This is a genomic window from Leptospira sp. GIMC2001 (assembly GCF_028462125.1).
Taxonomy (GTDB): domain Bacteria; phylum Spirochaetota; class Leptospiria; order Leptospirales; family Leptospiraceae.
The window spans coordinates 512,635-535,191 of record NZ_CP115468.1 but is presented as its reverse complement, the minus strand read 5'-3'; the positions used below and the strand labels follow the sequence as shown (position 1 = coordinate 535,191).

General features: G+C 35.3%; 21 protein-coding genes. 4 read left to right on the top strand and 17 right to left on the bottom strand.

Annotated elements, in window-relative coordinates:
• From O4O04_RS04000 to O4O04_RS03985, 4 genes are read right to left on the bottom strand one after another with little or no spacing between them, the layout of a single operon-like run.
• Positions 1-297 carry an adenylate/guanylate cyclase domain-containing protein gene (locus tag O4O04_RS04000; RefSeq protein WP_272534326.1) on the bottom strand — a complete coding sequence of 99 codons (297 nt, stop codon included), beginning with the start codon at positions 295-297 and terminating at the stop codon, positions 1-3.
• A 6-nt stretch (positions 298-303) separates the two neighbouring features.
• Complete coding sequence (locus O4O04_RS03995; RefSeq protein ID WP_272534324.1) at positions 304-2,136, bottom strand: hypothetical protein; 1,833 nt, start codon at positions 2,134-2,136, stop codon at positions 304-306.
• A 55-nt stretch (positions 2,137-2,191) separates the two neighbouring features.
• Positions 2,192-3,463, bottom strand: a complete 1,272-nt coding sequence (locus tag O4O04_RS03990) for a transglutaminase domain-containing protein (protein ID WP_272534323.1) — start codon at positions 3,461-3,463, stop codon at positions 2,192-2,194.
• Entirely contained in the window at positions 3,460-4,242 is a 783-nt protein-coding gene (locus O4O04_RS03985; RefSeq protein WP_272534321.1) for a prohibitin family protein, read from the bottom strand. Before O4O04_RS03985 ends, O4O04_RS03990 begins: the two co-directional genes overlap by 4 nt.
• 110 nt (positions 4,243-4,352) lie before the next feature.
• Between O4O04_RS03985 and O4O04_RS03980 the strand changes: the two genes are divergently transcribed.
• Positions 4,353-5,258, top strand: a complete 906-nt coding sequence (locus tag O4O04_RS03980) for a hypothetical protein (protein WP_272534320.1) — start codon at positions 4,353-4,355, stop codon at positions 5,256-5,258.
• A 147-nt stretch (positions 5,259-5,405) separates the two neighbouring features.
• Here O4O04_RS03980 and O4O04_RS03975 read toward each other — a convergent pair whose 3' ends face one another.
• Positions 5,406-6,077: a hypothetical protein gene (locus O4O04_RS03975; protein ID WP_272536014.1), complete on the bottom strand. Its 672-nt coding sequence runs from the start codon at positions 6,075-6,077 to the stop codon at positions 5,406-5,408.
• A gap of 77 nt (positions 6,078-6,154) precedes the next feature.
• On the opposite strand from O4O04_RS03975, the gene O4O04_RS03970 reads away from it, so the two are divergent.
• Positions 6,155-8,056, top strand: a complete 1,902-nt coding sequence (locus tag O4O04_RS03970; RefSeq protein ID WP_272534319.1) for a tetratricopeptide repeat protein — start codon at positions 6,155-6,157, stop codon at positions 8,054-8,056.
• Between the two features lie 181 nt (positions 8,057-8,237).
• On the opposite strand, the gene O4O04_RS03965 is transcribed toward O4O04_RS03970, so the two are convergent.
• Together O4O04_RS03965 and O4O04_RS03960 are read right to left on the bottom strand one after the other, a co-directional pair.
• Positions 8,238-8,747 (bottom strand): hypothetical protein, encoded by a 510-nt coding sequence (locus O4O04_RS03965; protein WP_272534318.1) that lies wholly within the window; start codon positions 8,745-8,747, stop codon positions 8,238-8,240.
• A 39-nt stretch (positions 8,748-8,786) separates the two neighbouring features.
• Positions 8,787-8,957 (bottom strand): hypothetical protein, encoded by a 171-nt coding sequence (locus O4O04_RS03960; RefSeq protein ID WP_272534317.1) that lies wholly within the window; start codon positions 8,955-8,957, stop codon positions 8,787-8,789.
• 231 nt (positions 8,958-9,188) lie between these two features.
• On the opposite strand from O4O04_RS03960, the gene O4O04_RS03955 reads away from it, so the two are divergent.
• Positions 9,189-10,115, top strand: coding sequence for a PI-PLC domain-containing protein (locus tag O4O04_RS03955; RefSeq protein WP_272534315.1), 927 nt, complete (start codon positions 9,189-9,191; stop codon positions 10,113-10,115).
• Between the two features lie 7 nt (positions 10,116-10,122).
• On the opposite strand, the gene pgsW is transcribed toward O4O04_RS03955, so the two are convergent.
• From pgsW to O4O04_RS03915, 8 genes are read right to left on the bottom strand one after another with little or no spacing between them, the layout of a single operon-like run.
• A complete protein-coding gene (pgsW, locus tag O4O04_RS03950) occupies positions 10,123-11,226 on the bottom strand; it encodes a poly-gamma-glutamate system protein (RefSeq protein WP_272534313.1) in 1,104 nt (367 codons plus the stop codon).
• Positions 11,223-11,666 carry a poly-gamma-glutamate biosynthesis protein PgsC gene (gene pgsC, locus O4O04_RS03945; protein ID WP_272534312.1) on the bottom strand — a complete coding sequence of 148 codons (444 nt, stop codon included), beginning with the start codon at positions 11,664-11,666 and terminating at the stop codon, positions 11,223-11,225. Before pgsC ends, pgsW begins: the two co-directional genes overlap by 4 nt.
• Positions 11,663-12,859: a poly-gamma-glutamate synthase PgsB gene (pgsB, locus tag O4O04_RS03940; protein WP_272534310.1), complete on the bottom strand. Its 1,197-nt coding sequence runs from the start codon at positions 12,857-12,859 to the stop codon at positions 11,663-11,665. The genes pgsC and pgsB overlap by 4 nt, the downstream gene beginning before the upstream one ends.
• A gap of 16 nt (positions 12,860-12,875) precedes the next feature.
• Positions 12,876-13,601 (bottom strand): N-formylglutamate amidohydrolase, encoded by a 726-nt coding sequence (locus tag O4O04_RS03935; RefSeq protein ID WP_272534308.1) that lies wholly within the window; start codon positions 13,599-13,601, stop codon positions 12,876-12,878.
• Positions 13,598-14,797, bottom strand: coding sequence for a glutamate-cysteine ligase family protein (locus tag O4O04_RS03930; RefSeq protein WP_272534307.1), 1,200 nt, complete (start codon positions 14,795-14,797; stop codon positions 13,598-13,600). Before O4O04_RS03930 ends, O4O04_RS03935 begins: the two co-directional genes overlap by 4 nt.
• Positions 14,794-16,263: a RimK family protein gene (locus O4O04_RS03925; RefSeq protein ID WP_272534306.1), complete on the bottom strand. Its 1,470-nt coding sequence runs from the start codon at positions 16,261-16,263 to the stop codon at positions 14,794-14,796. The genes O4O04_RS03930 and O4O04_RS03925 overlap by 4 nt, the downstream gene beginning before the upstream one ends.
• 1 nt (position 16,264) lies before the next feature.
• A complete protein-coding gene (locus O4O04_RS03920) occupies positions 16,265-16,975 on the bottom strand; it encodes a C39 family peptidase (protein WP_272534305.1) in 711 nt (236 codons plus the stop codon).
• Entirely contained in the window at positions 16,959-17,264 is a 306-nt protein-coding gene (locus O4O04_RS03915; RefSeq protein WP_272534304.1) for a hypothetical protein, read from the bottom strand. The genes O4O04_RS03920 and O4O04_RS03915 overlap by 17 nt, the downstream gene beginning before the upstream one ends.
• A gap of 137 nt (positions 17,265-17,401) precedes the next feature.
• Here O4O04_RS03915 and O4O04_RS03910 point away from each other — a divergent pair, with 137 nt between their 5' ends.
• A complete protein-coding gene (locus O4O04_RS03910) occupies positions 17,402-19,807 on the top strand; it encodes a SpoIIE family protein phosphatase (protein WP_272534303.1) in 2,406 nt (801 codons plus the stop codon).
• Here the strand turns inward: O4O04_RS03910 and O4O04_RS03905 are convergent.
• Together O4O04_RS03905 and O4O04_RS03900 are read right to left on the bottom strand one after the other, a co-directional pair.
• Complete coding sequence (locus O4O04_RS03905) at positions 19,804-20,136, bottom strand: STAS domain-containing protein (RefSeq protein WP_272534301.1); 333 nt, start codon at positions 20,134-20,136, stop codon at positions 19,804-19,806. The genes O4O04_RS03910 and O4O04_RS03905 overlap by 4 nt on opposite strands.
• Before the next feature lie 56 nt (positions 20,137-20,192).
• Positions 20,193-22,112, bottom strand: a complete 1,920-nt coding sequence (locus O4O04_RS03900; protein ID WP_272534300.1) for a serine hydrolase domain-containing protein — start codon at positions 22,110-22,112, stop codon at positions 20,193-20,195.
• Positions 22,113-22,557: the final 445 nt, after the last annotated feature.

Genomic DNA, 22,557 nt, shown 5'->3' with positions numbered 1-22,557 from the left:
TTAGGTCAATTTCCACCTAACTAAATTCTGATCCCCTTTAATTCCCTTGAGTTCACTTTGGAATTTAATTCTTTCAAATCCTTCATGAACAGGAAGATCATCGTCATCCCATTTAGTCTCCATGACAATCTCCCCTCCTTCTGCCAATCCTTGGATTCTCGCAGCTTTATTAACGGTTGTTCCAAAATAATCTAACTTATCATTTGAATTCACTGCAAGACTTGAACCAGAATGAATTCCAATTTTAATTTTTACAGAATAAGAATATTCCGAATCAACTAAATACCGTTCAATCAATATTTCTCACTTAAATGGTTTGGAACATCCACTTTCTCTATTCCAACAATGGATCTTCCATCCGCTAGGAAATTGGATCTGTCGATCTGGTTTAGATTTCCAATTGATAATTCTGAGCTTTCCCATCTCCCATTGCACTTCATCCTCACCAATATGAACTGTAAATTCTTCCCCAAGAATAGAATAATAATTATTTTTACTCAAAAAAACTTTCTGATATCCTAACTTTGGCAATTCACCTGTAAAATATCCTTCATATTTTCCTGCTAGCTTTTCAAAATCAAAATTATAAGCCCCTAATATACAAGGTGAATCATCGTATTTATAAAACTTTTCCGATAGGTCACTGCTAGAAATATTTTTATGACTGGGCGAGTTCCAAATTTTTAGCTCATTCATCATCTCTGGATCAATTAGTTTGCATCCTTTTCCATCATCTATGTTACCAATGTAATCTGTTTTAGAATTCGAAAATAATGACCACGAATATAGGTTTGATTCAATTGAAGATTTTTGAGAATTGTAATATTCATACATTCTTTTAAATTCTGAATCAATGGATGTGCCAAATGCTTTTGTAAACGCAGTATTCTGAGATAAATTATAGCAGGTAAGGTCATAAAATTTTTGAATAGATTTGTTGCCGAATTGGTGCGACAAATAATTTAGAAACATCAAGCCGATCAGTCTATAGTCTTGAAAATTGGGATCATTTGCCTTTGATAAACTTGGTTTAGAATCTAAATATTTGTCAAAAAATAATCGATAAGCTTCGCTTCGCATTTTAGGATTGGTCTGAAAAATTGCAAGTTCGGCTATACCTTCAACAAACCAAGGCGAAGTGAATTTTGCAACATTGTCTATACGCAAATTCTCACAACGATTTGCTTGAGTATAATGAACTGTATCATGAAGAAGTCCTTTAAATTGTGCAGACTCAAGCTGTGCTTGAAAAACAGCTGTATCCTTTGTCTTTGAAAATATCTGAAATGCATCTGGACATAAAGTGAACATGGTCTTTAGCGACCAACCAGTACAAGATTCCTTGTTGTTAGGTGACTTATTGGAATAGATCCAGAATTTTTCTTTGGATTCGTGGAGAACAGCTTTTATTCGAGGAGATTCATATCCAAACTCTTTTTTTATATAATCAAGAAATGGATCCAACCTATTCCACTTCGAGAGCACATCGATATAAGGTTGCCAATTGTCGGAATAGGTTATATCATAAGATCCAATTTGTGTACGATTTGTACCCCAGAATGTTGGATGCACAATGTCGTAATGCAAGCCCGGTTTTTCTTTGGGTTCCAAAATCATTTCCTTACTGTAGGTGTAACCATCCTGAGATACAATTGCTTGATAGCAAGGCTTATCATAAGTAAACTGAAAGACATCTGTATTTGGTATGGAGTTCTTGAATATACAGGATGAATCTGGATAAACAATATAAATTATAGCTGTCCAGACACTATGTCCGCCTTTATTCGATCGGAAAGTATGAGTTGGAGTTTTTAGTTCCCATTGATTTTCGTTCCATCTTGTAAATTTATTCCTATTCTTTAAATTCCATGTATAGGAACCTTTTCCCCAGATTTGAACTTCGCCGCCATCAGGTCCGATTGTTGATCCTGAATTTTTATCCAATTTGAGTTGAAAACTGAAATCATCAGGATGCTTGATCTTCATCAAGTCTTCATAGACTAAGCTTGGTGTTCGAGGTAATTCGTAATTTTCGAGATATTCTTTTGGTTTTTTACCAATGTATTTTGCATCAGCACTAAGATTTGATATGATAGCAAAATTTAAGATCAAAGCTATAAAAATAAATGGCTTCATAATCTAAATCTAGTCTGATATGTTAAATATTCAAAGCAAAATAAATTTGGTTTAGTCAATTTATTTTATTTCTTTTGTAAGGGATTATATCTCCATATTTATCATGATTCATAATTTTTATCATATTTGAAAGAGGTCGATTCTCATAAAGATGATCGCTATGAGTAGCCATGCGAATGTAAGATATCGGAAGCTGACCCAATGTATTCGAATCAAATTGTTCAACTGGAACCCAGCCAATCCTATTGAGAAAAACTTCGGTCCATACGTGACCTTTTAGAAATCCTACGGGAATCTTGTTATCTATTGGACCCCAAACTTGTCTTGCAGGAATACCATTCGATCTCAACAGAGCTATGACAGTAAAGCTGCCCGTGCCACATTCAATCTTTTTTTCTCTCAATAGATCTTCGATGCTATTCCAAGTGGGAACATGATCCAATTTAATCATATTCTGATTCACCCAATTCAGAGTGTTATGTATGGTGCTTAGATCATTTGAACCCTTTAAGGAATTCGCTACGGATTTCAAATTCTGAGACTGGAGATTCATTCGAGGAGAATCTCCTAAATATTTAGAAACAGATTTAGTAAATTTTTTATTGGGCTTATAATTTTTGAATAGCGGAATATAAGAATAAGCTTTCTTTCTGATTTTCATCTTAATAGATATTGAATTGGAAGTCGGTTTCAAAAAAATATATTCAGTATCATACACTTTTTCTTTTTTTGCAATTGTCGCTCCGGTAATCGAATAGTTCGAGTCTTGATACGGATATCCTGCAGATGGAACTATTATTTTAAGCAAACCATCAGATTCATACTCAAGGTCTGGATTCTTAGGATCAAATTTCAAATCGAGTTCATAATCATAATCCTGCAATTCATCATGCATCTTAAGTGCATAATCGTAATTATCTGAACCTAAGGCAACTGCACCAAATTCTAAAGCACGGTTAACATATTTTTTTGCAAAATTTAAGTATCCGATTCTATGAGAAATCAATGTAGCTTCTATAAAATACCAGCCTTCCTGATTGTTTAACTTGATTGCCGTTTTTATATCAGATAATGCTTCCTCATTCCGATCAAGATGCCGCAAGATAAATGCACGATAAGCCAGGAAATTGTCATTGTTTCTGTCAGTAGAGATCGCTTGATTGATCTCAACTAAAGCCTCTTTAGGTAAACCTTGCTGCATAGATTCAAGGGCTCTCTGGTAATTTGGTTGCGCCAACACTGCATTAGGTGCTTGAATCAGAAAAAAAACGATGATTGTATTCAATTTATTCATTTGAAACAAATTAAAAAATCGTGATCTCATCATTTATCTTCGTTGATGAGAAATGGAGTTTTTCCATCAGTTATGATTACTTTGGCGTTGGGAGATTTGGCTAATTCCTTAAACGCTTCAATACTTCGAAGCTGAATGATTTCTGGGCTCAAGCCTTGCGACAATATTCTCTGAGCCTCTCTGGTTCCTTCCGCTTCAATTCGTCTTCTCTCTGCCTCAAGTTTTTCTTGACGAAGAATGTATTTCATTCGCTCCGCATCTTGCTCAGCTTGCAATTTCTGTTCAACCGATGACGCAAGTCCTGAAGGAAGGGAAATACTTTTTAACAAAACAGATTCGATTACAACTCCTCTCTTGTTCAAAAGTTCATTCATACGCTCTTGAATTTTTGTTTCGATCTCATAACGTTTACCAGAATGCATGTCTTTCGCAAGAAAATTAGCAGTAACGTCTGCTGCTGCGGAACGAAAGACAGATACAATAATCGTCTCTTCATAACTTTCACCAACTTCAGCCAGTAGTTTCGGAGCCGACATTTTCACAACATGATAGAGAATAGAAATTTCCGAAAGGATATTCAAACCTTCTTGGCTTGGCAGAGATAATTTTACTTCTATATTTGTCGTACTGATAGGTGCGCGCAATATAGTAGTACTGAACATATTGTACGCATGAAAGCCTGGGTCTAGAACTTCATTGGATTGCTTACCAAAATCTCTTCTGATTCCGACCGTTCCTTCTTGGATAACAGCAAAAGCACAACTGAAATTGGCAACTACTGCAAATAAAATCACTAAATTAGATTTTTCCATAGTAGAATATTAGACTTAATGTAGGGCTTTTTGTCAATTACTGTCTATTAAGACAGCTATACAATCCCTCCTTTTATTGATAAAATTCAAGCAAGTAAAGGAGAAATTGAATGAAAAAGATAATTATTTTTTTAATGTTAGGATTATGCGTTACTTGTGGTAGCAAAAAAGAAGATGACAATGGTTTGCTATTAGGATTGGCATACTTAGCAACTGCCAATAATGCATCCACTGGATTGGCAACAACCCCAGAAGCAAATGCTGCCAATGATAACAGTGCTAGGGGAATTTATAAAGGTGTGATTGTTGGGTCATCAGGTAATTTCAAAATTAACTATGATAATGCAAATACGGGAAGCAATGTTCCAGTGTTCGAATATTCTTATACAGCAACTGGTAGTGCAACAACAAGCGGATCAATAAATGGAACAGCATCTGTAAGTGGCAATTCCCATACATTGACTTTCACTCAGAGCCCGTTTTCATTGACAATAGTTTTATCAAATGTTGGTGTAATATCTAGTGTAACATTGCAAATTAGCGGAACAACTGTCGCGGTATCTTTATATAAAGAAACATCAACTTCGCTTGTGAGAATGTTTGAAGGTACTTTCACAGGAAATGTAATTGTAGGAAACACTGATGCATATACAGGAGTTTGGAATTTTACTACCAATGGTGAGTCAAGTTTTTCTGCTGCCACTAAAACTCTCAAAATTGCAAATAACAATTGTACTGAAAACTGTGATAACAAATACGAAAATTTTGCTTTGGATTCCACATCAAAGAAAGTTGTCGATGCAACCGGAGTTTCTTTCTCTTGCTATCAAGGACTTTGCAATTGCAGAACAACAGCCTCCTCGAATGAAGGTATCACCTTGAGTACAAATGATGTAACAGGAACTTGGATAACGAAAATTGTGACGACTTGTAATGCAGCTTCACTCGGACTTGGTACTCTTACGGCAGGAACAAATGTAGTTTCAGGTACTTGGAAAGGAAGTAGAACAAAATAAAATTTAGTTCAATAAATTAAAGCATATGATTCCATTTTAGGTTGATTCTATTCATTAAATTTGTCTACAATGAAGATTTGAGATTTAAGTTTTCAAATTTTAAAATGTTTGATAAATTACAGGATCCGAATTAACCTAAAAGCAGGTTCAGCTTTCGATATCACCTTCCAAATACTTTTTCAATTCCATTTCTAATTCCTTGGGAAGCAACATTCCTCGACTGAGTATTCTCTCATTGTATTTATTGAAGGACAATCTATGTTGATTTGTATTCAAGTAACCTGTTAATGCTTCGCTCGCCCAAGGTAATATTTCTTTGATAAATTCTGGATTGTCTTCTAATTGTTCGCAGTAAGGAATAAATAAAGGTCTATTGACGGGTCTGCCAAGATTTCTATAAAATAATAATCGATACAAAGCTTCATTATCGATAATAAATCCTTTTCGAAGGGAATTATCAACAAATTTCAAATTTATATTATCAAGAAAGTCTACCTTAATATTCTCATCTTCTAATCTTCGATTTACTAATTTAACAATTTCGTTTTTCTCGAAAACCAAATTAGGACAATCATCAGGGCATGATCCTTCATCTTTGTGAAGTTCGCAATAGTGCAATAGAATGCTATCCACATCCGAGCAATCTTCCACTATACCAAAATTAATAGAACCCAATAGCTCCAACGCCACTTGATAACCTTTATTCGATAATTCTTGAACTGCCAATCGGAAGGCTTGCATACGCTTGAGTGCATGCTTCGTATCATAATTCCTGTAACGGTTCTTCAGAGTGAGGTATTTCTCGATTAAGTTCGCCATGTCTTTACCTAACAAAAAACTCAATTTCTGAATTGCCAAGGGTTTTTCGTTTTTTGATTTCTGCCGATAAGATAAATATGAAGTTTTTTCTGCTTTCTTTGGTTATGATTATTTCAATGGGACATCTGAGCGCAGGCGAAGATGATCAGCGAAATGATGAAACTGCTCTTTATTTATATCCAAATGAAGCAATAAAAAAGGAAGAAATGAACCTCTTGGACTCGGATTCCAGGCTCAAATTGGATTCCGACACGGGAATTGCAGCTCCTTGGAATCCGGAAGAACCTGGCGATGGTGAAGGGCCAAAAGACCTGGATACAAAAATCGCTGAGGCAGACGGACTTCTCAAAAGATACTACAGTCAGTTTCTAGGTGAGAAACGAATCTGGGAAGATAAATCTCGCGGATCTAAATATTCAACCAAAAATGAACAGAATGAAGTTCGTTTGTTGATCGATGAACTCAATCATATCGATAGTGAATCTTTCCTAATTCGGGATTCGGAAATAATTTATAAACTCCATCGAAGGCTTGCTGGATTGTATGAAGAGAGGGAAAATTTCACTCAATCCATTCGTCACTATCGAGCGTCACTCAGATATAGAAATTTCACTAACACAGAAGAAGCTTTCTTGAATGAAAAGAAATGGAATGAAATCTTGGATGATGGATCCGTTGAATCAAGGAACAAACATAAGTTAGCAAAATTAAGTTACGAACAAGCTAAATTAGATTATGAAGATAATAAAAAAGAAATACATAGATTAGGATCTGACTTTTCCCAAGGGAAAATGAATTTTGCAAGATACCAAGAAGCTAAAAAAACATCGGAATTGAATCTTGGCAAAAGAAAGGAAAATCTTGATCAAGCAGAAAAAAATTACCAAGATTCTATGATTGAGAATTTTGAACCAGCTAGAAAAACACAATCTCGTGAAGATGCAACGACGTACTACAATCTAGCAAATCTCATTCGCAAAGTTGAAGAGAAGAATAAGGAAAGATTCAAAATCATCAACAAAGCGTCTTTTGTTGGGAAAGGAATTTTTGTATTATTTGATTATAAAAGAAATACAGATTTCTATGCTTATGAATATTTGTTGGAAAAGTCTCATCGCCTTGATCCAAGTTATCCTGAACCGATTCGAGAAGTTGCAAATCAATTTAAAATTGATGGAAAAAAGATCAAAGCTATTGATTACTATAACAAATATGTCGATCTAGTTCGCAAAGAAAATCCGAATCTCGATGAAGATATGAACGAAGAAATTGCAGATGTATATTTGAACATTGCGATCCTCAATTCAGATATAAAAAGGAAAGTAATCGCATCTCAATACTATGATCTTTTCCTTAACACAACAAAAGACCAAGAAAAGAAGAACAGAATGTACTATGAATTAGGAAGATTCAATGAAAAAGTTATTGGAAACCTAATAAAATCCAACGAATACTATCAAATGTGGTTGAATACCAATCCGTCCGAGCCAGACCGTGAGGCTATAGCATACTATGGAATTTCGCTCAGAAATCGCCAAGACAAACGTGAAGATAAAGAAGAAGCATCGCTAATCCAAGCTCTGAATCGAGCAAGAAATCTTCGTGAAGAATTGAACACAATCAATAAAGAAATTATTGATATAGAAAGAGAAATGAACCAATTCAAACGCACGCTTGTGATTACCACTGAAGATGAATCGCTTGCAAGATTTAGAATATTACAAATTCAATTGGAAGATAAGAATATCGAGAAGGATAAATTAGTCGCGAAATATAAATCCATTCCTTATTCAAGAATTGTTCTTAGACTCGCCGAGATTGCAGAATTACAAAAACGCTACGACCAAGCTAAAGAATACTACAGAGATGTGATAGACATTGGAACGGAAAGCGAAGTTGGATTCTCACTGAGAAGCATCAAGAGAGTAGAGAAGACACAATCGGATGGCATCATGAGAGAAAAAGAAAAATTGTATTAAAATATTTCAAAAATTATGCAAACTGGTCATCTGTGCACATTTCACATAAATTAGTAAAATCGATTTCTATTGCGATTAATATGAGTAAATTAGGAGATGGATTCATTAGGACTGGGCTTAAGCCCTTCCCTTTCTCGCCCCTCTTCGCCCCCACTTCGCTTCCCGCCCCTCTCAATCAACACTACCGACTATAACGAATAATCTCATCTTCAATTTCAGTAGATAAATCTCGCTCCAAAGATTCCGTAAAGAATCCATCTTCAGGCAGGACTTTAAACTCAACTTGATCGAAAACATCACCTTCGAATGCAGCTTTTAGTAGATATTCACCTACTCCGAGTCCAATATAACTATCACGAATAACAGCATTGCCTTCTTCGATCATTTTTCGTCGGAGATCAATTTCTAGATAGTCTATGGACTTTTTGTTAAGTGAGAAATAAAATTCCTTTTCCGGACTCGCACCAGAATCAAAAACATAAACAAAATGAATGGTATCTTGTGGAGAGAAAATCAAATCTTCTCTTGTCATTGTGAATTCAGTTTGTACATTGAAATCTTTGTCTAACTCAGAGGTTCCTTCTTCGAAACTAACGGCCCAACCAAAATTCCCTTTCGGATCTCCGCAAGAAACTAAGAAAATTGAAAAAACCAAAGCTAAGACGGATGATGTTATGATTCGCGAGAACATACTTAATATGTCGGATTGAAATCAAAAATGGATAAATTCTTATTCTCCAACAATGCGCCCTTTGTCCGTAACATCTTTTTCTTTCGGTCCTCGATTCATCCCTTTTCCAAGCGTAAAAGTCTCAAAATGGACTCGAGGATTTGAATCTGGTCTGGAATTGGGAGAATTATGTTCCCTTTCCGTGACAACCATTGACTTTATAGTTCTCATCACGAATCGAAAAATCAGATAAATAGCTATAGAGAGTAAAATAATTCGAATCATAGTCTATTAGACTTTGTTTAAGTTCAAAAATGCTTGTCATTTTTCAATCATTTTCCTATTCTTAAAAAGTCAGGAATTCCATTCCTGTTCAACTATATCAGTTTAACTCAAAGACCTAAGAAATTGGGTCTTTTTTTTGTATCCACAAGAAAGCTTGCCATCAATAAGGATAATTAAATGACCTTCTCATTTCCTTTCGATACAGATAAAATATTACAAGCAAGTGACAGTTTGAAAACTTACATAAATTGTGATGAACCTTTTTATATAATTGGTCATAGACTAGGAGATTACAGCCGTTATCCGACAAACGTTAACAAGAAAAAGTATATTCCTCATTATAAGAATTCTACTGAGCTGATCGATTCAGCATTTACTGAATATGGATTGAACGGTGTTGAGTTAGATGTAAGATTAGGAAGCGATGGAAATGTGTATGTTGTTCATGATAAAATAAAAAAGAATCTTCCTCAGGAATCCATCAATTACTTAGCAGACAATTCTATAGAAAAATTCATTCAGCATTTTATTGATAAAAAATACTATCTCAAAAATAGAATTTTTATTGAATTAAAACTTGCTCCAAAACTCTTCCATCCAGACAAACAAAGTTTTCTACCTGATGTTGTGAATCGATCTGAGAAAAAACTTATCGATAATTTATTTCGAATTCTGGACAGAATTCTCTCTCAATATCCAGAAGAACGTCAGCTTATACAACAATCAATTTGTTTTATTTCATTTAGTCTGGCTGCTCTTCATTATGCTTATGTTGTCTCAGAAGCTGTACATGAATTCCATCTAATTACAACAACCGATCAATTTATAAAAAAAACACTATCTCGTATGATGTTTTATGTTCCACTAACACCTCAAGAAAAGTCGAGAATACAATATGCCGAATGGCTTACTGGGATTTGGTTTGATCCATATTACCTGGATGACCCCGTGTCAACTTTTCTTGGAATCAACGAATTAAGAAGAAATAAATTAAAATTCTATATTTCTACGTATGGAATGAAATACTCGAAACTCTTAGAAAAATTCAAGAGTCCAAACTCTGAGCAATTCCCGGTTAGCGGAATGATTTTTGATTTAGCGTAAAGAATTATCACAAAATTATTTCAGTATCTGTAACTTCTTTTTTTCTAAAAAGATACAATAGAATTACAATTATGAAAAGAGCGATTGCCGTAAGCCAGAGATTGTATTCTTTTTTACTAAATATTTTTCCTTCTCCGGGCTTTGGTGTAGTCTTCGGTGCAATTGGTAATCCATATCTTTTTGCTAGAGTCTCTATCTGAATTAAGTTTATAACAGGTATATCTTCCCGAAGAAATCGCAGAATCACTGAGTCTACATCGAACCCACCTTCTGGAATTCTTTTTATCAAACCTGGTTTGAATATTTTTTTACCAATGCTCGTTCCAACTGACAAACTCCCTCCTCCAATATTGATATATGCTTTGTATTGATGAATATCAGACGCCTTAGCATATGCATTCATACGTTGATTCACTCCATCTTCAAAATTCAATATATTAAACATAGGTAGATTAGATCTTTTAATTCCATCATTCAATAATTTTTTGCTTCGTTCCGACATGCCCAAAGCTCTGTCTTCAACTCCTCCTAAACTTGCAATATTGGTTCTGGACGTAATGTAATTTTCTGAATACAAAATTTTCTCCATGTCAAGCCATATAAAACTTGGATGGTTTGCTCCCCATTGCGAAGACGAAGCAGAGGAAATAATAAAAGGTTTCAATTCCATCACTTCTATTGCAGATAAAACTGCAATATTAATCGCTGGGAAAGATCCAGACATTCCGACAGCTACTCTATCTCCAGGCTGAACATTCGCCTTAATCAACAATTGTATAATGACAGCTGCAAAATTTGGATTGATGCTCGTTTTCTTCGATTGGATGTATCCAACATTACTTGTTACATCAGATAATGATAAACCTATGAGGCCCGATTGTGCTGGATCAAATTCCATTTTGGCAATTCTACCATGAAGCATATTCTCTTCATGAATTCGGTTCATCATTCTTAAAGCAAGCTTAGATGCTTTCAATTTTTCTTGGTAAAAAATTTGCTGCTTGGTGATCAATAATTTCTCAACACCAAAAAGAAGCGCAATCGCTATCAGGGATATAGCAACCAATGGAGCTTTAAATTCTCGAGCAGTCCGCCAATAAATATGAATCATAATGCTTGAATATCCTCACCTACGATCAAGATTAGCATTAATCTAATTACAATAGATACAATGATCAATGTTGAAATTGTCTCGACTATTCCTTGCCGATCAAGCCATATTGCTATCAATCCCGGTAGTATATAACCGATGGGTTCCGCATCTTCCCAACTAACAAAAAAATAATCCACTAGCATTCCAATAAAAAAACCAAGTATTATCATAAAGACAGTTCTTCTTTTGCCATATAGAATTAGAAAACTAGATAGCAATTTAGAAATTGCAAAAGTAGCAAAGGCAATTGCTATTGTAACGATTATACTCAATGGCTGATTCAATTTTAGTGCAAAATATCCAGGAACGATTAGACCACCGGCAACCAATCCAAATAATTCAGAGAACAGCAGACTAATCACCAAACCAAGTCCAATCGATAGTATAAGTACATTCATTGCAGAATATTTCCTTTCTTTCTATGTTCGAAAAATTTTGTAAGTTCTAGTCCGAGTCCTGCAATATTTCCAATTCCAAGCACTATATTGATTTTGCCTGAACAACTCAATATCGACTCAAAAATTTCATTCGTAGAGACTTCACCCAATATGTGAATCGGTAATTCCTCACTATCCGGACGAATGAAATTTTTTATAAAAAAATCACTTCCTTCGCCAATAACTATAATTGCATCTATATTGGTCCAACTAGAAATCTCTTTGGATAATTGTTGCGTATGATCCGCACGGTCTCTCCGCAAATTTACAATTAGAATAAATTTTGTATATTCAGAAAACATTTCACGGCTTTTATCAAGGACCTTCCTTGAAGAATATGGATCATTGGCAGCAAAGCCATTTACAAAATGTATCGTTTTATCAAAATACTCAACCGTCGCGACAGTCATAGCACCAGGATCAGGAGTGCTATTTATCATACCTTCTATCGATTTGATAGGATCGCAACCAAGGGATGCGAGTACTCGCATAGCAATCGCAATATTTTCTTTATGTTCTATGTATGGAAAACTCTGAACAATGGAATCATCCACTGAGCTCGCGGCGTCATCATCTACTACAACTAATTTAGTCTTTCTATCCTTACAACTCATCGAATATATTTCTTCGTATTTTGAACCACCTAAGAAAAGCCAACCACCAATAGGCGTTGATCCAGCTAGAGCATAAGCTACATCACGTTCCGTGGGACCCATAATTTCCAGATGATCCTCACGAATATTTGTAATAACAGTATGTGTCGCTGCAATTAAGTATCTCTCGGACACCCATTGCAAATTGGGTTGCAATGCCATACATTCAATTACTATTGCTCCTACATCCATTGCATTCGCGTATGATACCACATTTCTCTGTTCAATAATATTGGGTCGTGTAATTCTATATATCGATTGTTCTTTCCCATTTGGAAGAATCATTCTAGGAAGAGTTCCAGTTGTCTTAGCAAGAGTTCGAATTCCATTTGCTCGGAGACCTGCAGCAATCAATCGAGTTACACTTGATTTGCCTCGGGTTCCATTAACATGGATTCGAATGGGGATTTTGTTGAGTTTTCTTTTGTGTAAATATCTTTCCAGAGTTCCAATAACAATTAATAAAATAATCAATAATCCCAAAATCAATATTAGATTCATATATTTATTTATCTGCTTATTTATCGATTAGCTTATAATTCTCAAGATTATCTTGAATGGAATTTACCAAAATATCAATAACTTTTCTATCGATAATTTGTTTACCATTCAAAGAAAATAAAGATTGATTGAGTTCTAGTTCAATCCCTATGTAATTTCTATACTTCCTTCTTAAATAAGTTGGTAAACTATTTGATTTTCCATGATAAGGATAATTGGATCGAATACGTAAATGGTTTTGATTATGATGCTTCAGATTTTGCGTCCAGATTTTACAAAACTCAGCTTCAATTTTGTGACTTGGATCATATAATATGCCGATCTCTGCATTTCGAATCTCATTGTTCAATTCAGGTGTAAATGTATGTATTGCAATATGAACCACTTTCTTGAAAGTTTTTGTAAGTTTTACAATTTCTGATTCAAATCTTTCTCTATATGGATAATAATAATAATCTAATATCGAAATTTTCTCTTGCTTAGGCAAAGGCTTAGTGAATTCTGAAAATAAATTTTTGTGGCCTTCCGACCGATTGAGATCAACAATCAATCTTGAAATGTCTGCTTGCCATGGAGTCTCACCGAACACTCGAGTTAGGCGATCTAGAACAATTGGTGCTCCAATATCCCAAGCTCTATGTGTTTTTAGGATATCCTCTTTTCCTTTAAATAGACTTCTATATTCAGTTGGAATAGAATTGCTGTAGTGTTCACATGTAAAAATGAGAACTATTTCTTTCATTGAAAGACTACGCCTTCTTGTAAGCATTCGCAAAGCTCTTGATAAACTGTTCGAATTGTTTCTGCGCTCGGATCATTTCCTGTTCTGGAAAGTATCCGCATTGCTAAATTACCTTTCTCTGACATGAGCTTCCAATAGTCTTCATTGAATGATCTAATAGTAATATCTCTTAATATTAGATCAATTATCCTAACAGGCTTTGAAAGTCCAAATATCTTCAGATAATTAAGGTCTTCGATTCTATAGTGCAATCCATGTTCTGCAGATTCCCATAAAATTTTTGCTAGATTCTGAATTGGGAAATTATAAATTTCCTCAAGAATATTTCGATCATCCAGTTTTTGGATCAAAAAATTGATAACTTGAACAATCTGTAGATCAGCGAAGGGGCATTCTTGAATGTCCATTAGGCGGATTTCTAATGAGGAGCGCTCGAATTTCACAATTGCACCTCTAGAGTTCAACCATTCAAACTGTAGAATAGCTTGAGGATCATAGCTTGCAATGGACTTATAAATGGGATCGAGTATGATTGTATTGTATTCAGCTCGAGTTCGAATAGATTCGGGAATAATTTTTCCAGATATTTGCGGTATTTGAATCTGATTCTTTGAATAATAGTCTAGTCGATTGCTAAGGTATTTACCTTTTTTACCTTCTATGAATGGAGAGCTTGCAGTAAGTCCAGAAATTAAGGGAAGAATCATTCTTGTGATTGCGTGCAATCTGTACAGCTCATCATCGCCTTGGAAAGCTAGATTGATATGAACACTCTGTAGATTACTCCAACCATGTCCTCTGCAATCAAAAATTCGATTGTAGGCTTCATATATTTCACTATATTCATATTCCCATATCTTGAATTCCTTTTCTGGGTTCATGAGCGGATGCATTGCAGTCGGCATCAGTTTTAAGTTATGGGATTTTAATTTACGATTTATTTCTTGAATATCTTTCTGGAAAATACCATCATTGGAATCCAGACTTTTAACTGGTCCATTGTTCTTGATCTCAATTACATGTGAAGCAAGCTCATTCGACCAAGCAGTTGCTCCAAGTTCTAATTCATTTACAATTTCATTCGAAGAATTCCTTAACAACAGATCAGCTTGTGGAGCAACATTTAAATCGTTGTCCACTATCATATATTCTGCTTCAAGTCCATATCCTTGGAAAATTGAAGGAAATTGGATCATATTTTTTTTTCTCGAATTCGGTTCAAGAATACATCCATTATCTCTTCATACAATTTTTCTTTTAATATAAAATCTTCGGTGTCGGAGTCGATACTTGGATTGTCATTTACTTCAATCACATAGAATTCTTTTCCAACTTGTTTAAGATCAACTCCGTACAATCCGTCCCCTATTAGATTCGATGCCCTAAGTGCAGTCTTAAGTAAACCCGGGGGTGCTTTATCTAATTCGATGGATTCAGAGTCTCCATAATTCTTGGATTCTTTACTATCGTGATCTAGAATCTGCCAATGGTTTTTTGCCATATAGTATTTACTAAGATATAGTGGCTTTTTATTGATGATTCCAACTCTCCAATCGAATTCAGTGGGAGTGAATTCTTGCACTATAATTAGATCTGATTTTTCCAGCATGGACTTCGACTCAATAAGAAACTCAGACTCATCTTTGACTTTGATTACACCTAATGAAAAGGCTCCATCGGGTTGCTTGAGAATTGATGGATAGGCAATTGTTCGAGCGACTTCTTCAAGATTATCTTTATGAAGTATAATGGTCTTAGGAGTCGGAATATTATTCGAGATCAATAATTCGCTTAGATACACTTTGTTCGTACATCGTATAATGGATTCAGGATCGTCAATTACAACAATTCCTTCCGCATTATCTCTCTCCGCAAATCGATACGTATGATGATTCACAGAAGTAGTTTCACGAATGAATAGAGCATCATATTGCGGAATCTTTGCATAATCGTCCTTCGTTATAATATGCACATCGAAATTCTTTTTATGAGCTGCTTTAACAAATCTTTGTATCGCCTTTTCATCTGATGGCGGATTTGGATCGTCTGGATTGATGAGAATGGCAAGCGTGTACGGTTTCTGGGATAATTTGGTTTTTGAACTTTGGAAATTTCTTAGAGTAAAATATTCGAAAGCAAATTCTTCCAAATAACTTCGGTGATCCTCAGGAATCTCACTTGCAGGAATTGGAGAAATACTGCTCAAATGCCATTTTTTGCTTCGCGCATCATATTGAAAAAAAGCACGAATCATCGGAGCTTTGATTACATTAAATAGCTGCAAAGACAATTTATCATTTTTCTTCGCTAGGTTCTTTCCAAAGTAAATGGACAGAGTGTAACTATCTCCCTTTTCTCTGCTTAAACTCTTCTGAATTAGATTATCTAAATCATGGTCAATAACTTTTATGACAGCATTCGATTTCATATTCTGAATTGTCGAAATTCCAGGAATTACTTGATGACCCCGAGCCATAGCTAGTAAAGAAACATAGTATCCTTCACTCTGGTATTTATAGGATTTGCTTAGATTAAATATTTTGTAATTCTTTTCTTGTAGATACTTCTGATTTGTTAAATAGTCTCTAGGAGAGATTGTTTCCACGGATGGAATATTGAAGTTCCATTTTTTAGGTTGGTTGATTACAATGATTGATCCCAATTTACCCCTTCTTCGGCTGAAGTATTAAAAGATTAGCGTCATATGTCCAGATTCCAAGCAATATAGAGGTAATCAATCTTTTGAATTCCACACTATAATATTTTGATCCACCAAAGGGATTCTTTTCATACGGATCAGCTATTTGAACTCTTTTTTCAGTTTTATTATATCCACTCAGTATCACAAAATGCCCGCTAGGTTCTCCACGGACATCATCGTAGACTCCATGATAACCATATTCGCGACTTTCATTGTATAGATATGTAGCCGATAAACCTGCGAGAACTGGTACGTTTTTATTCAGATAATTCCGAATCAATGAGGATGAGAGGGGTTGCTGAGATATTTTTCCACCAAGTTTAATATATTCTAAATATCCCTCAGTAGCTTTCCTAAGTCTTTCATTATTGGGTTTGAATTCTAGTTGTCGTGTTAATTTATCTGCTATATCAATATTCTTATCATTAAACCAAGTCGGATCAAAAACTTGAAGATTGTATGTATAAATATTTGCAGTGAGTCCTTGCCTCAATGCATGAACACCTAACAAAACTGCTAGTGTTCCTCCGGTATCCAGCTTAGTAACTTCTCGGATTGTCTCAGAAAGGGTTAAATCAATACCGTAGTATTTATATACTGCGTGTAATGCGGTCGGTCCGCAAGTCGTATCATCTGGTTGTGCTTCTATATCAATTTCAAGCTTGATCTCCAATTCCTAGTACCCCATCTACTTTTACAGATTTTAGAGTTTTTAAGATTTGGGGATTGATATTATGGATATTAAATTTCAAACCTTTCTCATCAGTAATGTATCTCTTGATATAAACGAGTCTTCCAATCGCATTAGAATTGAGACGATGAATATCTCTCAAATCCAGTTCAAAGCTCTCAGGTTCCATTTTTTCTATCAATTCGTCTATTTCATGAAAAACATCATCCTGAAAGGACAGATGGCCTTCTTGAATTTTTACAAGAATCGAGGATCCGTTCTTTGTTGTCAAATCTCTCAGCATTTTGTTCAAAATATACAGGGTACCAAAAGAATTCAACTAGAATTCAAAATTTTTCATATAAATGTAATATAGCTGCAATCCTAGAACTCGCGTTCTGTGGTATGATTTCTTTCGTTGGTTCCCAAATGAGTATAAGATATAAAATTTTTCTAATATTAGGTGCAAGTCAGGTTCTACTTCTTGCAGCGCTCACTCTTACATTTTCTATATTGATAGTAAATGTAAAGAACGAGCCCCAGAATCAAAGGGCAGTCGACTTAGCGCGAAATTTTCAACGCGAACTTGCCCACAAAGACGAAAACCTTAGACTTCTATTAACCGAATTACTGAACAATCCGTCCACAGCAGACATATTGAAACGTGGGATGTCTGATCGGAGTCTTCTTATTGCAAATCAAGATAAATTAAAAGAAATTATGGCACGGTATGATTTGAATATATTTGAATTGGGAGATAGAAAAGGGAAAGTACACTACCGCGTGCATAGACCAAACGACTTTGGCGACGATAAAAGCAACCAACCATTGATACAATCTGCACTCTCTAAAAAATCCAAATCAACATTGGAGACTGGACATAGTGGACTTGGTTTTAGAGTTACCGCTCCTTTGGACAATTTGGGAACAATTTTGATTGGTCAGGTTGTGAATTCTGAATTTGCAGAAACTATATCAGGCAAGGAATCTGTTCATCTCGCAGTATTTGAAGGAAAAAATTTATTAACTGCGAGCAATGAAATCATAGAAAAATTTCTAAACCACCACAAGAATAAAACTCTCAATTCACATTCAAGAGTGGATTGGAACGGAATCCCATTTTATTATGTGGAAGTGCCTTTTGAGGATCGAGGAATGTCCAGTTTAGATCTAAGTTTCAAAATTCTCATAGATGAGAAAGAATTGGAAACTGCATCCCAGAAAATTTGGCTGATTTTCTTTATAGTTGCAGTTTTGGTTTTTGGTGCTATATTTTTTATATCATACCTTTTCTCAAGAGATATTGTAAACGCAGTCAAGGCTCTCAACTCTGCAATGAAAAATATTGACTTGAGTCTGCATGATGACCTTCCTATGGACAGAAAAGACGAGATTGGTCAAATGGGTGCGGTCTTCCAAGATATGAAAAAAGATCTGTACCAACACCAGAATAACCTCGAGGATATGGTCGCCAAAAAAACCTTAGAGCTTCAAAATACTCTAGAAGAAATTCGAACTATCAAAGAGCAGCAAGATGGTGATTATTTTCTGACATCACTTTTGATTAAACCACTGTCAGGTGGATCATACAAATCTGACAATCTTCATGTGGAAACTATAGAAAGGCAGAAAAAAGTTTTCCAATTTAGAAATCGCAGATCTGAGATAGGAGGAGATCTATCCGTAATCCAAACCATTTATCTCAAAGGCAAACGCTATACCGTATACCTCAATGCTGACGCAATGGGCAAATCCATTCAAGGAGCTGGTGGTGCCTTGGTTATGGGTACAGTATTTAAATCAGTGATTACAAGAACTCAGCAAGTTCAAGCGATGCAGGATCGACATCCAGAAAGATGGCTCAAAGATTGTTTTACTGAATTGCACGACGTATTCATTTCCTTTGATGGAAGTATGTTGCTATCAGCAGTCATTGGTTTGATCGATGATGAGACAGGAACAATGTACTATATAAATGCGGAACATCCTTGGATAGTTTTATATCGAGATGGCAAAGCAGAATTTATTGAGAACGAACTTTTGCTTCGTAAGATTGGTTTTACAGAAAGTGAATTTGCTAAGAATGAATTCTATATAAAAGTTTTTCAATTGAATCCGGACGATGTGATCATCGTAGGTTCAGATGGACGCGATGACATATTGATGGGTGAGAGTACACTCGGTGAGAGAATAATCAATGAAGATGAGAGGGAATTTCTATCTCGAGTAGAAGAAGGAAAAGGAGAACTCGAGGCGATCGAAAAAGCAATTCTCAACAAAGGTGAGTTAACTGATGATTTTAGCTTGATTCGGATAGCTTATAAATCAAAACAAAGTCTCATAAATGGGAATTCAGAAATCGATCCTGAGTCATTTCTTGATTCTGTAAAAATTGGAATTAAATTTTTCAAAGAAGGTAACATAGATATGGCGATTGCTTCGCTAGAAGAAGCATTGGTTTTGCAGCCAGAGAATTTTTACTGTATGAGAGAACTTGCAAAATTGTATATTAAAACAAAAGATTTTGAAAAGGCGACTTATCTCTGTGAAAAGTATTCTAATCTAAGACCTAATGATACGGACTTTTTGTACTATATTGCCTATGCCTATAAACAAAAAAAGAATTACAGTCTTGCTGCAGACTATGGAGAAAGATTTAGGTTGAGAGATCCATACAATTCTAAGAATCTGATTCTCCTGGCAGAGATCTATATGCATCTTGGTAAACATTCTAGAGCAGCTGAATTATTGGGTTTTCTGGAAGAGTTCGATGCGGAAAATGCTAAGCTCATCAGGCTCAAAAGCTTTTTGCAATCTAAAAATCTAGTTACTTAGGAACGAGTCGCATCTTCAAGGGTGAGGTAAACATCGACCACTTCTGAGATCTTCGAAATGCGAAAAACTTGCTGAATACTTTTCGAAACATTGGCGATTCTCAATTTATTCTGACCGTCCAATTTTAACTTCTCATTGACCATAATAAGAAGTCCAAATCCTGAAGAATCCACAAAGGTAACTTTGCTCATATCCAAGATTATGCAATTGTAATGAGCTACAACAGCCTCCATCATCCTTTCTTTAAGAATCCCCGCATTCAACATGTCCAGGTTTCCTTCCAAATGGAGGATCAATCGATTGTTATTTACTTCTTCAGTATAATCCATGAACTCTTCAGAGGTAATGGACGTTCCTATTCTATCTTAACACAACCAATTTTTTTTTAATTTATGAATTTATCCCAAGACTGAGATAGGCTAAGGGTTCTTAGAATCGACCAGATCAATGGGGAACCGTTCTCAGAATTAGTCATGATCACAACTCCGTATCCTTTGTGCTTATGAAAAAGTGCAAAAGATTTATGTCCCAAGCTATGTCCACCATGATAGATATACCAGTCTCTACCAGTTTTGTTCAGAAAAAAGCCCCGACCTATCCAAGAATGGATAGATAAATTCGCAGCAGGAATGACTGGCTGAGTCATGGACTCAACTACATCAATTGGGAATTTTGCTTCTGGATTCGCTTGAATCGATAGTAAAATTTCTATAAAAAACTTCGCAAGATCTGTTGGGGTTGTCCACAATCCACCAGCACTCAGCTCAGTTGGAGAATAACTGATCATAGGCAAAACTTGAGAATTTTCCGAATGTCCAGAAACTTTATTCTTCGTTAGGCGGTTTTCATCTTGCAGAAAAGTTGAAAACCGCATCCCAAGCGGATCGAATATATATTCCTGTGCGATCCGATCAAAGGATTTCTTAGATTTTCGTCTCAAATTTTCCTGCAGTAGAGCATAACCTCCACCAGAATATCTCGACTTCTTACCTGGCGTATAATATGTTCGGAGTCCCCCTCCCCGACCTCCATTCAAATCTTTCAATCTGAAAACCTTTTGGTTTGCAGGAGTGTTCCAATTCTCTCTTTCGGTAATTCCAGAAGAATGAGAAAGTATGGAATCAGCTGTAAGTATCTCACCTTTCTTCCATTGACTTAAATCTACTTTAGATTCTTTCGCAAGAGAATTCAAATTTTCTTGAAGTGAAATTTCTTGCTCTTTTGCATATAAAAGATAAGTAATTGCTGCGATTGGTTTGGTAAGAGAGCCTGCCCGAAACAAAGTCTGCGCATTAACAGTTTTGTCGGTTCCAGCCTCTAAATGACCGTAATTATGCGACCAAACAACTTTGAAATCTCGAACAAGTGCAATTCCGACGGCTGGTACTTTTTTGTCAACTAATGCCTGTTCTATATTTATATATTTTTCTTGATTGAATTTTTCCATGAACGTAATTCTTTTTGTGTTGTACATGGATTCCGTAATGATAGTTTTCCAAGAAAGGAGATCTCCTCTTTCCTTTCTCCCACGAGCGAGAATAATTATCGTGATTGCTTGATCAGGAATTTTGTAATACACTACTGAATAATTATCATTGGTTCCATATTGCCAGAAATTCATTCCATCTGTGTAGACACCAAATCCGTATCCAAATCGATTGGTCGCGTAGGAATCTTTTAATTCCGTAACTTCGATTAGTCTACTTTTTAAACTTTTACTTAGGATCTCTCCTTCATCCCAAGCTTTATCCCAGATCATTAAGTCTTCCAAAGTCGTTACGAAATCGCCATTCGCATTGATTTCTGAGTTATTCATTGACAATGGCTCAAAAAATTCTGATTTAAAAAATTTACCGACACTCATTTTTGATTCTGATTCTAACCACTTTATAAGCCAGAATACATTTTCCTTAGATCGAATCCAATAACCGCCAGGCTCCAAATTCGTACCTAATCCAGAAGTATGATTCATAAGTTGAATAGGGGTGAGATTTTTGTTGGGAAAATTACGGACAGAATCCCTGACGGGTTTATCAAATACTTTACCTTGCTTTTCATACAATCGCAGGATGGATATAGACAAAAGATAATGATTGAGATTGCCTGCATGGAATCTTTTACTGCGCAATCGATTATTGGAAATTACTTCATTTCCATTCTTTACAACGACATATCCTCCATCAAGACCTTCGTCGGCCAAAACCTTATTTACTTTTTTCTGAAAAGCCTGGGAATAAGAATTCTTGTCTTCAGAACATTGAATGGTAAAAATTATACTTAAGATGATTGTGATTCGAAACAACATTGGTAAGATTTGATGTATTTATAACAATGTTCCCGAATCAGACAGATTGAAAAGAAAAATTCATTAGAACTATCCAAGAAAATATCTGGGAATTATTCTGATATTCTATGTTCTTAATAAAATATTCAAACTAGTCTCCCTAACAAAGACAGAAAAAATTTTTACTCAAACTATGATTTCAATTTAAATTTTAATTTTGAGAACATAGCTGAGATCTTTACTAGGTCAGACGATCACGATAAATTAAAGAATATTTTTTTATATCCGAATTTACCCTTGTTATTGGATCAATACTTTCAGGAATTTTATATTTTATTCAAGGACTTATCCTAGATCCTTATCCTGAAGCAAAACCCTTTCATTTCTTAAAATTGCTTTCTAGGGCTCTTACCATTGTTCTCTTTTGCATTAACACATTTTATACGACCAACTGATAACTGGCTTC

Bases quoted from the DNA above. Each gene is read 5' to 3' on its own strand.
- O4O04_RS03995 (WP_272534324.1), bottom strand. From the start codon at position 2,136: ATGAAGCCATTTATTTTTATAGCTTTGATCTTAAATTTTGCTATCATA.
- O4O04_RS03990 (WP_272534323.1), bottom strand. From the start codon at position 3,463: ATGATGAGATCACGATTTTTTAATTTGTTTCAAATGAATAAATTGAAT.
- O4O04_RS03985 (WP_272534321.1), bottom strand. From the start codon at position 4,242: ATGGAAAAATCTAATTTAGTGATTTTATTTGCAGTAGTTGCCAATTTC.
- O4O04_RS03980 (WP_272534320.1), top strand. From the start codon at position 4,353: ATGAAAAAGATAATTATTTTTTTAATGTTAGGATTATGCGTTACTTGT.
- O4O04_RS03975 (WP_272536014.1), bottom strand. From the start codon at position 6,077: ATGGCGAACTTAATCGAGAAATACCTCACTCTGAAGAACCGTTACAGG.
- O4O04_RS03970 (WP_272534319.1), top strand. From the start codon at position 6,155: ATGAAGTTTTTTCTGCTTTCTTTGGTTATGATTATTTCAATGGGACAT.
- O4O04_RS03965 (WP_272534318.1), bottom strand. From the start codon at position 8,747: ATGTTCTCGCGAATCATAACATCATCCGTCTTAGCTTTGGTTTTTTCA.
- O4O04_RS03960 (WP_272534317.1), bottom strand. From the start codon at position 8,957: ATGAGAACTATAAAGTCAATGGTTGTCACGGAAAGGGAACATAATTCT.
- O4O04_RS03955 (WP_272534315.1), top strand. From the start codon at position 9,189: ATGACCTTCTCATTTCCTTTCGATACAGATAAAATATTACAAGCAAGT.
- pgsW (WP_272534313.1), bottom strand. From the start codon at position 11,226: ATGATTCATATTTATTGGCGGACTGCTCGAGAATTTAAAGCTCCATTG.
- pgsC (WP_272534312.1), bottom strand. From the start codon at position 11,666: ATGAATGTACTTATACTATCGATTGGACTTGGTTTGGTGATTAGTCTG.
- pgsB (WP_272534310.1), bottom strand. From the start codon at position 12,859: ATGAATCTAATATTGATTTTGGGATTATTGATTATTTTATTAATTGTT.
- O4O04_RS03935 (WP_272534308.1), bottom strand. From the start codon at position 13,601: ATGAAAGAAATAGTTCTCATTTTTACATGTGAACACTACAGCAATTCT.
- O4O04_RS03930 (WP_272534307.1), bottom strand. From the start codon at position 14,797: ATGATCCAATTTCCTTCAATTTTCCAAGGATATGGACTTGAAGCAGAA.
- O4O04_RS03910 (WP_272534303.1), top strand. From the start codon at position 17,402: ATGAGTATAAGATATAAAATTTTTCTAATATTAGGTGCAAGTCAGGTT.
- O4O04_RS03905 (WP_272534301.1), bottom strand. From the start codon at position 20,136: ATGGATTATACTGAAGAAGTAAATAACAATCGATTGATCCTCCATTTG.
- O4O04_RS03900 (WP_272534300.1), bottom strand. From the start codon at position 22,112: ATGTTGTTTCGAATCACAATCATCTTAAGTATAATTTTTACCATTCAA.